This is a genomic window from Alistipes megaguti (assembly GCF_944320325.1).
Lineage (GTDB): Bacteria > Bacteroidota > Bacteroidia > Bacteroidales > Rikenellaceae > Alistipes > Alistipes megaguti.
Genome location: NZ_CALUHA010000046.1, coordinates 1 through 13,815, shown reverse-complemented (window position 1 = coordinate 13,815; position 13,815 = coordinate 1). Strand labels below are relative to the sequence as shown.

The window sequence follows — 13,815 nt, the reverse complement described above, 5'->3', positions numbered from 1 at the left end:
CGCGGCGTTTGGCAATGATGCCCTCGCCGACGTTGCCGATCGAGTAGATGTAGAGGTGCGGTGTGGCTCCAACCAGCGCGTCGGGCCAGTCGCTGCCGCTCAGGGCCACCTGTTTGCGGGGCGTGAACTCCAGACTGCCGTGCGTACCGAAGTGGATGATGGCATCAGCGCGGAAAGCGTAGCGGGCCCAAAGGTACGAGGCAATGTAGGCGTGGGGCGGCGCGGCGTCGGTGCCGTGGACGATGGCGAAGTCGTCGTCGCCCGCCCCGGCCGCCAGCTGCGGCAGCAGCACGATATTGCCCAGTTCGATGCGCGGCAGCGCCAGCCGTCCGGCGTCATCGGACAGATAGCCGCCCGGGAATTCGCCGTCGAGAGCCCGGACCTCCTCCATCTGTTCCGCCGGCACGGCATCGGAGGTCCACGCGGCATACTCCTCGGAGGTGATGAGCGCCGGTTTGCCGTTTTTCAGAAATTCGGCCTTGGCACCGTGGGCATAGTCGTTGAAGACGGCTCCCTGCTGCTGGATGAGAGCCGCCAGCCCTTCCGGCGTCGCGGGGAGATGCTCCACGCGGTAACCCTCGCCGCGGAGCCGTACGAGCAGGTTGTAGAGCGACGGCGTGACCTCCATACCCGAGGCCGTCAGGGTATTTTGCCCCGGGCCCTTGTAGTAGTAGATCGCTATGCGCTTCTCACTGTTGGGTTTGCGCTGCAGGGCAATATGGAGGTTCACCGTCTCGACGAAGCGTTCCAGCCGCTCGGGGATGGCATGAACCTGCTGGATTCCCTCGCCGTCGAGGCGGTGTCCGAACAACACCTGGGAGCGGATCGCTCCGTCGATCTCGGGCATCACGACACTCTGCGACAGGAAACCGCCGTTCATGCCCATCTTGTCGGCCTCCCATTCGTCGACCGGCCGGTTGACGTTGAGCGGTGAGAAGAGCGGAATGTTCCGGCGCGTCAGGTACTCCACGACAGCATCGCCCAGGCGTCCGTGGGCCATGTTGATGACGGCCGACGGACGGATCGAGTCGGCCTGCCCGTTCCGGATCGCCGCCGGCAGATTACGAAGAGGATAGACCGTGTTGCCGGTCTCCTCCAGCCGGGCAATCAGTTCGGTCGGCTCGCCCATCTGTCCCGTCACAATCACCCGCGGGGCATCCGGTTTCAGCAGACCGTGCCGCGACAGGAAGGTTTCGTAAGTCTCCACGCTGTCAAAATCCAGCTCCTCCGCCTCGGGATCCGAAGGGTCGGCATGGTAGAACTGTTTCAGGTCGCGCACCATGGGCGGTTCGGGCTCATCCGTATCAAACCTCTTGCCGTCGACCGTACGGCGAAGGGTGACGAGCAGGTTGCGGTAATTCTTCCGGCCGCCGCCGCTGAGGTAGCCCTTGACGGCCGCCAGCGTCGCGGAGTCCGCCGAGACGATCTCGTTGGCAGGATTGGTCGCCATGGTCGTGATAACGGTAAGCCCCCGGTCGGCGGCATGCTGTAGCGCGGCCCGCTCTTCGGCCGTGATGCGGAGGCCCATGCCGTTCATCAGTACCACGTCATAACGCCCCAATTGGCCGAACTCCGACGGTTCGACCGAGGCAAGACGGATCCGCGCATGGCCATTGGCCCGGGCGATCTGGCCGAGCGTCGTAGCCTGGTAATTTACAAAAGCGATGCGTGTGGCCGAGAACCAGCTGTTCCACGCCACAACGCCCAATACGACGGCAAGCAGAAGCACGCCTGCCCAGATCATTGGTATCTTCTGTTTCATTTTTTATTTACTCTTGAAAAATTGTTCGAGATTCAGCGAAAGGCCCACCGAACAGGTCGTACCGATGGTCGTGGGCGAATTGCTGTAATAGTAGTCGGGCCGGTAGTTGAAGAGGTTGTCGACGGCCAGCGTGAAGTCCATCCCACGCCACAGACGTTGCGTAAGGCTCAGTTTCCAGATCGTATAGCCCGGATAGGTCTGCCGCACGGTCTCCTCGTAGGAGGTCACCTCGGTATAGACGTCGCATGTGACGGCAGACAGCCAGCGTCCCGACAGCGACACGTTCAGACCGTAGTTCTTCCACTGTTTGTCATAGGCCAGGCGCGCCGTGGCCGCATGGGGTCGGGTCGAGGAGAGGAGGGGCTGTCCCCGCTCGATCATCTCGTGCGTGTAGGCATACGACACGCGCCACGAGATGCCGCACGCATATCGTCCCGACGCATTGGCCTCGGCTCCGGTTACCTGCAGAGGCGACATGTTCGTGTAGACCTGTCCGTCAAGTTCCTGGTTCCAGACCGTGGTGATGCGGTTGTCCACCAGATTGTAGAATCCCGTTACGGTGAAATTGTGCTGCCCCGCCATGTATTCGGCCGAGAGCGAAAAGTTGTGGCTTGTCTCGGCTTTCAATTCCGGATTTCCGTAGATCATGAAGATGTTGCCCATGTAAAAGTCCATGTACATCTCCTTGAGGGTCGGGGCGCGGAATCCGCCTGCGTATGATGCCCGAAGCGAGCAGTTTGCAACCTTATACATCACGCCGAGTTTCGGAGAAAGGTGCGAAAGATTTGCCGCCGAAAAATGGTCGAAACGCAGGCCCGCAATGAGGTTGAACCGCCGGTGCGGGTTCCAGTCGAACTGTGCGAAGGCATCGGCCGTATGCTGCGTATGGCTGCCGTTGTCCGTAAACTGGTAGGACATCAGGTAGTCACGCATGTAGTCGCCGCCGACGGTAAGGATGTGTTTCCCGGAGAAGGTATGGTTGTAGAGCGTGCGCAGGGTGTGCTGCACGTTGCTGTAGTCGCGCACGTCGCGCGACGTGGGGACCAGATAGTCGCTCTTGTCGTACTGGTCGAAGGCATAGGAGAGTTCCAGATCATCGGACGGCGTAATGGCCCAGTTGCCCTTCAATCCACCCGAGAAGCTTCGGTAGCGGTCCCTGATACTCTCCGATGCGTCGCGCTCGCGAAAGAAGTACCCAGCCCGTGCGGTCAGTTTCAATTCGTCGGAGGCCGTGAATACGAGCCGTTCCTTGACATTGAGCGACGAATTGCCGTAGATGGTGCTGTAATCGCCGACCTCGGCGTTGTTGGTTCCTTTCGACAAATCGATGGCATCGATCGAGGTATACTGCACGTTGGTCATCGAGTTGAACCGGCCCTGATTGAACCCGACCGAGCCGCCGTAACGCTGCTCGTTGTGGGCGCCGTAACGGCCGTTCAGGTTGACGGACCACGGTTCGCGCGACTCCCGGCTGATGATGTTCACCACACCTCCGATGGCATTCGACCCGTAGAGCGACGAAGCGGCCCCCTTGACGATCTCAATGCGCCCGACGTTATCCATGTTCAGACGACTGTAGTCGACATTGTCGAGCGTTTCGCCCGCCAGCCGCTCACCGTCGACAAGAAACAGTACCGAATTGCCGCCGAATCCCGACATGTTGAGCGATACCTGCTGGTTCATCGAATAGGAGAATTCGATGCCCGGCAACTCGCTTTGCAGCAGATCCCCAATATGGGTGGCATCGACCTGTTTGATGTCGGCTTCGGAGATGACACGGGTGACAATCGGAACATCCTTCAACAGTTTCGGGGTGCGTGTGGCCGTCACCACCACCTGATCCATCATCGTGGAGCGCTCCGCAAGCCGGAAATTCAAGGGTCCGGTCTGGCCGGCAGCGATCTTTTCGCTGGCCGATTCGTACCCGACAAACGAGGCGCAAAGCGTATACGTCTCTTTGCCCGGAAGCGCAATTTCATAACGACCCTCCGTGTCGGCCACGGCACCGAGCGACGGCAATTCCTTTACGGTAACGGCCGCTCCGACGAGCGGTCGGCCCGCAACATCCGAAACGGTGCCGGATATTTTGTATTGAGCCTGCGTATGCAGCGTAAACAGCAATCCGAAAAGAGATAGCACCAGCTGTTTCATCCTTATTCAACGGGATAGAGGTAGTCAATGGTCATGTAACCCTTTACGGCAGCATCGTTCATGAAGTTTGCGAGACGCAGGGCCGCACAGGTACCGTCCTTCAGACGAAGCAGATAGATCTTCCCCGAAAGGGTGTAGATCGGCGGCATGGTCGAAGTGTCGACATCGAGCCAGCGCGAAAGGCACGGGTTCCAGTAGTCCTCGGCGTAGAGAATGATGCCGTCCATCATCTGTGACATGTCGATCGTAATGCGGTCGGTGGTCCACTCGTCAGCGGCCCATTGGTCTTCGGCGACAGTCCCGGGAGCGGGAAGCGCATCGAAAGACCCTGCCTGGCTTTCCCAGACGGTGCCGCCGTTGGTCTTCGTGTCGTATCGGTGTACGGCAAAATCCCACGTTTCGGGAGCCGCGTCACCCACCTGTGTCGTTGTCACCTGTTTGCCTTGCAGATTGACATAATGCCATTCGGTGTAATCCGTGGCGTTGATATGGATCCGTCCCGTACGGGCCTCTTCATCGATGAGGATAAACCCATATTCGTTCCCGGTCTCGGATGTGGGCATATCATAGATACCCTCGAAGATGCCGTTGCAGGCCGGGAGCAACAGCAGCAGTGTCGCTCCCGACAAGAACAGCCCAGCCTGTTTGCAGTTCATGGCCAATCTCGCTTTTTCGTCGAGTTACTCTTCCGTGGCGGGAGCCGTTCCCGGCAAAAGCGTGACGGTCAGCCCTCCCATGACGGCCGGCACCTTGAACACGATGGAGTAGTCGTCCTTCGCCGCATTGGTCGAGCCGCTCACCGTAAAGTTATAGTCCGTTGCCGGACCGCCGCCCATTCCCATGGCTACGCTGCCGCTGCCCGTAAAGACGTACTCTTCGCCCTCTTTGGTCGCAGTGGCCGACTCAACAGTAAAGGTTCCCCACAAGGCGGATTCGAAGACAACCTTCACGCTGCCGTCGCCGTTGGCCGTCAGCTTCACGTTCTCGTCGTCGGTATAGCGATTCTGGAACATCGCACAGTCGGCATCCGTATATCCTTCGTAGGTTCCGGCCAGCAGCAGGTCGGCCGGGGCGTCGCCCGTCTGGAACGTAAGGGTCATGCCGCCCATGACGGCCGGTATCGAAAACTCCATCCGGGCATCGGTCTGTGACTTGATCTCGGCCGTGAAAGTGCAGTCGTAGGCCGAGGTGCTTCCACCCATGCCCATCTGCGTCTGCCCGCTGCCCGAAAGGGAGCAGATGTCTCCGCTTACACTCGCCTGTGCATCGGTGATGGTGAATTCGCCCCACGTGGCGGAGGTGAACGATACGGAGGCGGTGCCGTCCGTATTTTTCGTGAGGACGACGGTCTCATCCGCCGAGATCATGTTCTGGAAATAATTGCAGCTGGCCAGCGTATAGCCGTTGTAGCTGCCTGCAAAGTCGACCGTTTTCGAACCGTTTTCATCCTTGTCACACGCCATCATAAAGACTGCGGCGGATAACATCATAAGTACAGATTTGATTTTCATGTCGTTTGATACTTTTGTTTTCCGGGCAAAATTACTGGAGTTGTTGTGGTCGGGCAATACCTACTTTTTATGATTTATTATAGCCTGTTCCTGATGCGTATTAGGTATTGTTAATGCGCAATCTGAACCATATGTTTTGGTGTAGAGCTTTTTCAAACAGTCAATTACAAGATCATGTTGACAAGATTATCACATTAAGATTATTTACCTTGTTGTGTGTTGACCATCCGGGCAAAGATCCCATTTTGCTGCAGTAAATCATCGGGAGACCCGGATTCCGCAATATGACCGTTGTCCATAACCACAATCCGGTCGGCATGGATTACGGTCCGCATGCGGTGAGCAATAACCAGTACGGTCTTGTTGCGAATTAACTCAGATATTCCCGCTTGAATTTTTGTTTCATTCTCTGCATCGAGCGAGGCCGTAGCCTCATCCAACAGCACAATTGGAGCATCTTTGAGTAAAGCCCGGGCGATTGATATGCGTTGTCGTTCTCCGCCGGAGAGCGTTTCTCCATTTTCACCGATCACCGTATCGTAACCTTGCGGCATCCGTCGGACGAATTCGTCGCAGCAGGCCAGACGTGCAGCCCGCAGGATTTCTTCTTCCGAAGCGTTCTGTCTGCCGATGCGGATATTGTCTCGAATCGAAGCATTGAACAACACGACATCCTGAAAAACGACCGAGTAGTTCTTCAGCAGGGTTTCAGGGTCGATCCCGCTTATGTTCTCTCCTCCCAGGCGGATTGTGCCGTGCTGAATATCCCAGAAACGGGCGGCGAGTTTGGCTGCGGTGCTCTTGCCTCCGCCCGAAGGTCCGACCAATGCCGTGATCTCTCCCTGGCGGGCCGTGAACGACACTTGCTTCAAGATCGGTTTCCCCGATTCGTAGGAAAAGTCCACGTCGTCGAATTCGATATCAAAATTCTTCGGGTGAAAGTCTGTCCGTCCCTGCTGTATGGGCATCGCTTCCATCTCGTTCATGCGGTCGATGCGCACATCGAGGTAAAAGAGCGCTGCCAGATTGTTTAACACCTCATTGACCGGAGCATAGACTCGGAATCCTACGACCAGAAAGAGAAGGTAGGTAAGCAAATCCGTCTCTTGAGCCCCAAGCAGTCCGGCCCCAACCAGGATGACACTCGCAGAGCCGAGCTTCAGAAGGCTCTGTGCCCCATTTACCAAAACTCCGATCAACAACTCACCGCGGGTCTGAACCCGCTCATGCGTATCGATCCGTTCGTTGAGTTCCCGCAAAAATTCCGCTTCACGATTGCAGGCCTTGATTTCACAGATTGCATCCAGTCCCTCTTGAATCCGTTCGCTGACATCCCGCCGGGTGAAGTAGGCTTTGCGATTGTTCCGGTGTAGAACCCGTTTCGCCAGCAGGACGATAGCCAGTGCTACGGGGACTACCCAGAAAAGCGCCAGGGACAATCGCCAGTCATAAACAGACATGCCGGCGGCAATAAGCACCAGGCAAATCAACGAGGCGATAAGCTGCGGCACTGCATGGGAAAAAGTGTGTTCAAGATCGGTACAGTCGTCCATGATTGTGGCTGTCAGATCAGAAAGATCTTTCTCGCCGAAAAAGGCCAGTGGCAGTTTACGCAGTTTCTCGGCCAGCGAGATTCGCCGGATGGCGCTCTCTGCATAGACACTTGTATAGGTGCTTCGATACTGCCGCAGGGCCACAAGATACATGACCGCCAGAAACGAAAAGCCCAGTGCGACATAATACCATAGCCCCAGCAGCGGCGAACTCCCCGGGGTGAGAACAGGTCGCAGATAATCTCTGAGGAAGACAAACAGGTAGACCGCCGGCAGCATCAGGGCGAGATCCATTCCTGTCGTCCAGCAAATTCCCCTGCACAGATCTTTGGCGCCCTGTTTCGAAAGGGCGAAGCGGTGTTGAATGATTCCGAACATATGTCAATTCTTTGTAAGGGTCCATTCGGTGGATTGCTGGTATTCATCCCACATCCGCCGGTAAATTCCGTTTTCGGACAGCAGTTTCTCATGTGTCCCCTGTTCGACCAGACGCCCCCGATCCATCACAAGAATACGGTCTGCATCCGTAATACTTGACAAACGATGGGCAATCATCAGTACCGTTTTTCCATGCATCAGATTACGCAAGGCCGACTGGATCAGGTGTTCGTTCTCGGGATCGGAGAAGGCCGTTGCCTCGTCCAAAAGCACAATGGGGGCATCTTTAAGCAGGGCCCGGGCGAGAGCTATCCGTTGTTGTTCACCTCCGGAGAGAAAGGTGCCGTTCACGCCAATCTCGGTCCTCAACCCATTCGGCAGCCGTTCGATAATCTCCCGGCAGCACGCCGCGTCAGCGGCCTGCATCACCTCGTCGATCGAGGCATCCGGATGTCCGTAGCGGATATTCTCGAGCAGGGTGGCCTTGAACATCCGTGGGCGCTGAAAGACGAAGGAAATTCGCTGCATCAGCTCTGCTGGGGGAATCTCCCGGACATCCACCCCGCCAATCGAGATGCGACCCGCATCCACATCCCAGAATCGTGGTACGAGCCGGGCGAGCGTCGTCTTCCCGCTTCCCGAGGCTCCGACCAAAGCGACGGTCTCTCCTTCCCGGATTCTGAAACTGACGCCATCGACGGCTCTTTGTCGGGCCCCCGGATAGGTAAAAGTGACCCTGTCAAAGTCAATATCGAAATACTGTGGTGATTGGACCGCTTCGGGAACCGGCAATCCGGCGACAGCCGTCAGTTCGTCGAGGCGGGCAATGGCTTCGGAGGCCTGGCCTACCGCTTGGCTCAGATACATGCTTCTCATGATGCATTGCGAGAAGAGTGGAGTCACGAGGACAAAAAGGAAGAAATCGAGTAAAATATCCATATACTCCCCGGTCCGGCCGATAAGCAGAATCGCCACCGGGGCCAATATGTAGACGAAACTGTTGATAAGGACCGTATACGCTGACATGGGATGCTCCCAGGCCTGCGTATATCGGGTGACCATCTCCTTGTAGCACAGGATGCTCCGGTGAAAATTCTTGAATGAAAAGAGGGTCTGTTGGAATACCTTCACCACGGGGATGCCTCGTACATATTCTACGGCTTCGGTGTTCATTTCTTCCAATGCATTCATGTATTCCCGCATGAAATCTTGCGATTTGCCGCCTATCATGACCGCCATCAATCCGCCTGCGAAGAGCATCGGGACCAGACTGGCCGCTCCGAGTCGCCAATCAAAAAAGAAAATCAATCCGAGAGCCGCGACCGGCACCAATACGGTTGCTGCCAGGTCGGGCATCTGATGAGCCAGGAAACTATGCGTGATGCTCGCATTGTCGTCAATGATCTTGCGGATGCGGCCGCTGGTAGTCGAGTCAAAGAATCCAAGCGGCATGCCGACGATACGGCGCATGGCCTCTTTGCGCAGGTTCGATTCCACCCGGAAGGCTGCCAAATGTGAAGACATCAATGCTGCAAAATAAAGGACTATGCCGACAACGGATGTCCCGACAGCCCACCATGCGAAGGCGGAGATTCGCTCCATATCAGTCGGCATGCCGCCGCTGATTAACAGGTCTCTAACAATCAACCAAATCAGTGCATATGGAATTATTCCTGTCAATGCGCTCAATCCAGAGAGTATCATGGCAAGAGGCAGTAGCCCTCGGCGAGGCCCCATATAGTGCTGCAGTTTTCTCAGAATTTTCATGGATATCCGTATTTATCTTTCAGACAATCCTATTTGATTCTGTATCCCAGCATGGAGCTGAATCCGAAACAAAGCCGGGGCAGGCGTCCCAGAATCTGCCCGAACAGGAAGCCCCAGCGTGACCGGAAGAACTTCATGTAGTTGGCCTGTTCGATGAGTGCCAGCCGCGCATCCCAGCGCTCGGGCAGATGCCCGTCGCTGATTCCCGAACGGATTTCGGCCTTGTGCCCACGTAGCGAATCGGGCTTGATCCCGCGTCGGAACATGATCGTTCCGCAGACATCGAACCACAACTCGCTTCCCGGGAAACGGTCGGCAATGCGGTGCACGAACTCCTTGACCTGGTACTCGTAGAAATACATCAACACCCCTTCGGCGACAAAGATGAACTCCCCGTCGGGGAAGGCCGTTTTCAATGTATCCATCCAGTCCGTGTCCGTCAGCGAGGCGGAGATATAGCGATCATGCTCCGTTTCGGGAATCAGTTCCCGCCGCAGGCAAATAACTTCCGGCAGGTCAAGTTCGCGGAAAACCGCCTTCGGATTCTCCCCGAGCCGTTGGGCCCGCGTATCAAGTCCGCATCCTACATTGACGACAACCGGGTGGTCATGCCGATCGATGAACCGGCGGACCGCCCGATCGAAATACCATCCCCGCACCACGCAGCCCACCTCGCTCAATGGCGCTCCGTCGAAACGGCTGTAATCGTACCTGATACTTTGCATGAGGCGTTCAGCCTCACGATCACACAGGATCGCTGCATCGCCGCGACGGCTCTCCTTGGCCCGCATGTAAAGCGGGATCAGCAGGGTCTCGGCGACCACGTTCTTAAAATCATACGTTGGTTTCATACCTCTTCTGTTTTTTAGAGAACAATGTTCCGTTTTGTTCAAAAAAAGAGGAGAACTGTTAAGCTCTCCTCGGTTCGGTCAGGGCCATCCAACCCGCATATTCAAACTGGAAAAATTCCCGGAAAAACTCCCGGATCCTTGGCCGGTCCAGGCGGTGTGTAACAATCTCTCCCAATACGCTGACCGTCCAGGCCGCCATGATATGGATAAAAAACGGCGATACGGATTTTGTACGGTGAAAATACGTAATTTCCAGTTTCTGGTATTCGTGGCTGACGCGCGTGATGTGATCGGTCAAGGCGTCTCGGAAGCCGGATTCCGAAGAGCCGTCTGCTCCATAAAGCAGCAGCCAAATTTCCTCCCGACATGTCCAAACCAGATCAATATATTTTTCCACGACCTCCATGTCATGGCCGAAAGGGGCAATTCGGCTACAGGATACCCGTTCTTTGCTGTGTTGCTCGGCAATGAATGAAAACAGACGATTCCGGACTGGAGTGACAATCGCCCGGAAAATACGGTCTTTCCCTTCGAAATAGTTATATAAATTGCTGGTTCCTACTCCGGCCCTGCGAGCAATCGTCCGCATGGATGCATTTTTGTAACCATGAAGGAGAAATTCGCCTCGGGCTGCGTCAAGGATAGCCTTGTATGTTTTGTCTTTAAGCGGTCGCATATATGGATGACCCATGTTTGATAATACAAAGAAAGCAGGTTGCCAAGAGATGTCAAATACCCATTTTTTAGGATTTTTGCTCTTAATGGAAGCAAGGTACAGCCGATTGGCAAGCGCTATGATGAGTGATGGCGTGAAAAAATAGTAGCTCTACGCAATGGCGGGTTGTTCTTTGCGCTGCATATCAAAGTTCAACAGGTGTACGTCCCGGCTTGTAATGCTATTTCAGCTATCCAAATGAGGTGAAAATCTATTCAACAGAAGAGTGAACGATGGAAAATTGTATGCGGGGCATGCCACTTCCTCATTGCTGAAAACGCAGTTAGCCGCTCTTTGTTTCGGATCAGTAGGTATTGGTCATCTCTTCGGGGACGCAGATGTAGAAATCCGCCCGTCCGTATTGTCCCTCGGAGAGCTTGTCGATCTCCGACTGCCGCACCGAGGCGATCGTGACCACCTGCGTGCCGGGTCGATAACGCTCCAGGTAGGCGATGATACCGTTGTGGAAGTCGGAGTGGAAGTTGCCGTTGAAGTGAAGAAATTGGCACCCCTCCTTCAAATTGCGGGCGATGAACCAGGCCATTGTGGCATCCTTCACGGCCTGAGCCTCGGCCAGCCGGCGTGTGTCGCTGCCGTGTCCGAGCATGGCCATCATGCCGAAGGTGGCCTGGCTCTGTGCTTCGTCATATTCGAAGGGTATGGGCAGCGGAGCTATGTAGCGTTTGGCCTCATCGGAGAGCGAATCGAGGATGCCGAGACCGTGGTTGCGGACACTGTTGGCGTAGCGCCGCGGAACGTTCGTAGCCACGAACGGAATGCCATGCTCCTTGGCAAAAAAGACGATCGGATGATAATCCGTTTCGTAGTTGTCCCACAACCGGGCCTCTGCACCGAAGCGGTCTGGCGAGATGAGTCGTTGCATATATTCATCGAGTATCAGCTGGATGTCACTTTCCAACATTTCGGCGCCTATAACCAAACTATTGCCGTGGCGTTCGTGGAGCGCCTGGGCGATCTTCAGCTCGAGCCAGTGGGTGATCGGGCAGTTGTGCACCTCGCCGACGAAGACCGCATCATACGGGGTGAGCCGGTCGATCAGTTCGCCGAAGGTGATTTCGTGCCCCTCGCTGTCGTAGAGGGCATAGGCGCGCAGTTCGCCTCTGGCATGCCGGGCTTCGCCGGATTTCTCCTTCCGGGGGGCGGCCTCCGTTTCGGCTCCGGAACGGGGCGCAGGGCCGGCGGCCGTGCAGAGCGGCGCCAGCAGCAACAGGCTGCACAGCAGCCTAACGATCGGACGTGTCATCTTTCAGTTTTTCTTTGCTCAAATACAACAATACGTAATATTCCGGATCGAGGAGTTGCGAAAAGGATTCTCGCAACTCTGCGGGGGTAATGGTTTCGAGGATCCGGTCGTACTCCTCGAAATCGGAAAGCGTCTCCCCATTCCGAATAATGCCCACCAGAACGTTTCGCCAGTTCGATGCGGCATCGTCGGTCAGCGCTTCTCGTTTGGCTATTCGGAAGGAACGTTTGAGATTTTCCAGCTCTTGAGCCGGAACCTCCCGGATCTGCAGATCGGTGATGATCGTGCGCAGCAGCGTGTCTATGGCCGGCATGTTGCGGTTGTCGGCTGAAGCATTGATGTCGAAACAGAAACTGCGTGTTGGAATGCCTTCGTAGAAGAGAGCAATATAGGGTGAATAGACCAGCGACTCCCGCTCTCGAAGAATGGAGATTAACCGGTTGCGCAGAATGTCTCGCATGAGTTTGAGTTTCAAACTGCTGCGCAGTGATGGCTCGTAATATCCCGGATAGATGTAATCGAACAGGGTCTGGGTTTCGTTGTCGTTATCGAACCCTTCGACCGACCGTCGTTCCGGAAGTTGGTGCTGGCGATATCCGAATTCGGGACCGTGGGCTTGAGCCGGGATCGGCGCAAATGTTGCGGCAAACTGGGTCAAAAGCGTATCGGGATCAAATTCTCCGGTAATTACCGCACAACTCCCTTCTGTCGGGGTGTAGAGTCGATGATAGAATGCCGCGATGCTGTCGAGATTGAGTCGATTAGCAATCTCCTTGTTCGGGAGTTTCGTGGCGTGACGCGGAATGGCCGATCCGGTGAGTTCGTCCATGCGTGCCGAAAGTTGACGGTCGGAGGCGCGTTGCAGCATACGGCTCAGCAGCGACTCCTCCTCCTTCTCCTGAAGCATTTCCTGGCGGAGCTCCTCGAATTCGTCGTATCTGAGTTCCGGATCGAAGATCTTTTCCCGAATCAAGTTAAAGAAAACAGGAGCCGTTTGAGCCGGAGTCGTACCGATGAAACCGTGCCAATGGTTCTCCAGAGTCATCGACAATGCGATATCGTTGCGATAGAGGTATTCCGAGAGCTTTTGCTGGTCGGCTTTGGCTATGCCGCCCATCTCCAGGTACCCGGCTGTCCCTTCGAGCAACGGGTATTGATCGTCGGGAATCGCGGATGTGCCATAGGGTGCGATCAGCGTGAACAGCACCTTGCCGCCTCCGGGTGTCGGACGCATGATGATTCGCATACCGTTCTGCAGAAAGGCCTCGCGAACGCCGAGACCGGGATATTCCCGGGTCGAGACGATCATGGACGACTCGAACGGAGGACGGACGGACAGACAACGCGGAATTTCGACCGGAATCTCGGTTTCTCTGCTTTCCCGAGGCTCATAGACATAGCGCTCGCAAGGGGTTGCGGCGCCCCTGTGCCAGGCGTCATCGACCTCTTCGGATGTCAGGGGTGCCCCGAGTCCCGGATGGCTGTGGCAGGCGATTCGGGCTACGGCGTCGTAACCCGACAGGCGCTGGCGGAGCATCTCCTGCAGCAGGGTTCCGGGCGTTGCCGCCACGGAGTCGATAATCCGACGGTAGAGGAGCGTGTCACGGATCGTGCGGTCGCCGGCCAGGATATAATCCGCGAAGTCGTCGCACCAGGCCGAGGAGCTTTGCGGGGCATCGACCTCGAAGTGCGCCATCCGGTTGCAGCGGCGAGTACGGATATCGGCGAGCTCTGCCTCATCCCAGCCGACCGTTACCAAATCGTGCAGGGCCGAGGAGAGATGCGCAAGAGCGTCGAGCAACTCTTCGCGCGAAGAACCGGCCGTTGTCACCGTGAAGTGGTTCTTGTCGCTCAGATACCACG

Annotated in this window: 10 protein-coding genes; all 10 read right to left on the bottom strand. The window is 56.2% G+C overall.

The genetic code is table 11. The features are described 5' to 3' along the window. A partial coding sequence (locus PUQ42_RS09710) for a cobaltochelatase subunit CobN (RefSeq protein WP_273373293.1) occupies positions 1-1,744 on the bottom strand: 1,744 nt, incomplete at its 3' end. A 21-nt stretch (positions 1,745-1,765) separates the two neighbouring features. Continuing rightward, positions 1,766-3,913, bottom strand: a complete 2,148-nt coding sequence (locus PUQ42_RS09705; RefSeq protein WP_273373291.1) for a TonB-dependent receptor — start codon at positions 3,911-3,913, stop codon at positions 1,766-1,768. A 2-nt stretch (positions 3,914-3,915) separates the two neighbouring features. Next, positions 3,916-4,569, bottom strand: a complete 654-nt coding sequence (locus PUQ42_RS09700; RefSeq protein WP_273373289.1) for an HmuY family protein — start codon at positions 4,567-4,569, stop codon at positions 3,916-3,918. Between the two features lie 24 nt (positions 4,570-4,593). Continuing rightward, positions 4,594-5,400, bottom strand: coding sequence for a calycin-like domain-containing protein (locus PUQ42_RS09695; protein ID WP_273373287.1), 807 nt, complete (start codon positions 5,398-5,400; stop codon positions 4,594-4,596). A 224-nt stretch (positions 5,401-5,624) separates the two neighbouring features. After that, positions 5,625-7,355: an ABC transporter ATP-binding protein gene (locus tag PUQ42_RS09690; protein WP_273373285.1), complete on the bottom strand. Its 1,731-nt coding sequence runs from the start codon at positions 7,353-7,355 to the stop codon at positions 5,625-5,627. A 3-nt stretch (positions 7,356-7,358) separates the two neighbouring features. After that, the gene (locus tag PUQ42_RS09685; RefSeq protein WP_273373283.1) at positions 7,359-9,122 is read right to left on the bottom strand and encodes an ABC transporter ATP-binding protein; all 1,764 of its coding nucleotides are present in this window, start codon (positions 9,120-9,122) and stop codon (positions 7,359-7,361) included. 29 nt (positions 9,123-9,151) lie between these two features. Further along, positions 9,152-9,973 carry a class I SAM-dependent methyltransferase gene (locus tag PUQ42_RS09680; RefSeq protein ID WP_087310437.1) on the bottom strand — a complete coding sequence of 274 codons (822 nt, stop codon included), beginning with the start codon at positions 9,971-9,973 and terminating at the stop codon, positions 9,152-9,154. A 58-nt stretch (positions 9,974-10,031) separates the two neighbouring features. Further along, a complete protein-coding gene (locus tag PUQ42_RS09675) occupies positions 10,032-10,649 on the bottom strand; it encodes a TetR/AcrR family transcriptional regulator (RefSeq protein ID WP_273373281.1) in 618 nt (205 codons plus the stop codon). Between the two features lie 343 nt (positions 10,650-10,992). Beyond that, positions 10,993-11,952: a ChaN family lipoprotein gene (locus PUQ42_RS09670; protein ID WP_087404307.1), complete on the bottom strand. Its 960-nt coding sequence runs from the start codon at positions 11,950-11,952 to the stop codon at positions 10,993-10,995. Next, positions 11,933-13,783, bottom strand: a complete 1,851-nt coding sequence (locus PUQ42_RS09665) for a M16 family metallopeptidase (protein ID WP_273373279.1) — start codon at positions 13,781-13,783, stop codon at positions 11,933-11,935. Before PUQ42_RS09665 ends, PUQ42_RS09670 begins: the two co-directional genes overlap by 20 nt. Between the last annotated feature and the right edge of the window lie 32 nt (positions 13,784-13,815).

What these genes read in the sequence shown, in the direction of transcription:
- PUQ42_RS09705 (WP_273373291.1), bottom strand. Translation starts at nt 3,913, where the DNA reads ATGAAACAGCTGGTGCTATCTCTTTTCGGATTGCTGTTTACGCTGCAT.
- PUQ42_RS09700 (WP_273373289.1), bottom strand. Translation starts at nt 4,569, where the DNA reads ATGAACTGCAAACAGGCTGGGCTGTTCTTGTCGGGAGCGACACTGCTG.
- PUQ42_RS09695 (WP_273373287.1), bottom strand. Translation starts at nt 5,400, where the DNA reads ATGTTATCCGCCGCAGTCTTTATGATGGCGTGTGACAAGGATGAAAAC.
- PUQ42_RS09690 (WP_273373285.1), bottom strand. Translation starts at nt 7,355, where the DNA reads ATGTTCGGAATCATTCAACACCGCTTCGCCCTTTCGAAACAGGGCGCC.
- PUQ42_RS09685 (WP_273373283.1), bottom strand. Translation starts at nt 9,122, where the DNA reads ATGAAAATTCTGAGAAAACTGCAGCACTATATGGGGCCTCGCCGAGGG.
- PUQ42_RS09680 (WP_087310437.1), bottom strand. Translation starts at nt 9,973, where the DNA reads ATGAAACCAACGTATGATTTTAAGAACGTGGTCGCCGAGACCCTGCTG.
- PUQ42_RS09675 (WP_273373281.1), bottom strand. Translation starts at nt 10,649, where the DNA reads ATGCGACCGCTTAAAGACAAAACATACAAGGCTATCCTTGACGCAGCC.
- PUQ42_RS09670 (WP_087404307.1), bottom strand. Translation starts at nt 11,952, where the DNA reads ATGACACGTCCGATCGTTAGGCTGCTGTGCAGCCTGTTGCTGCTGGCG.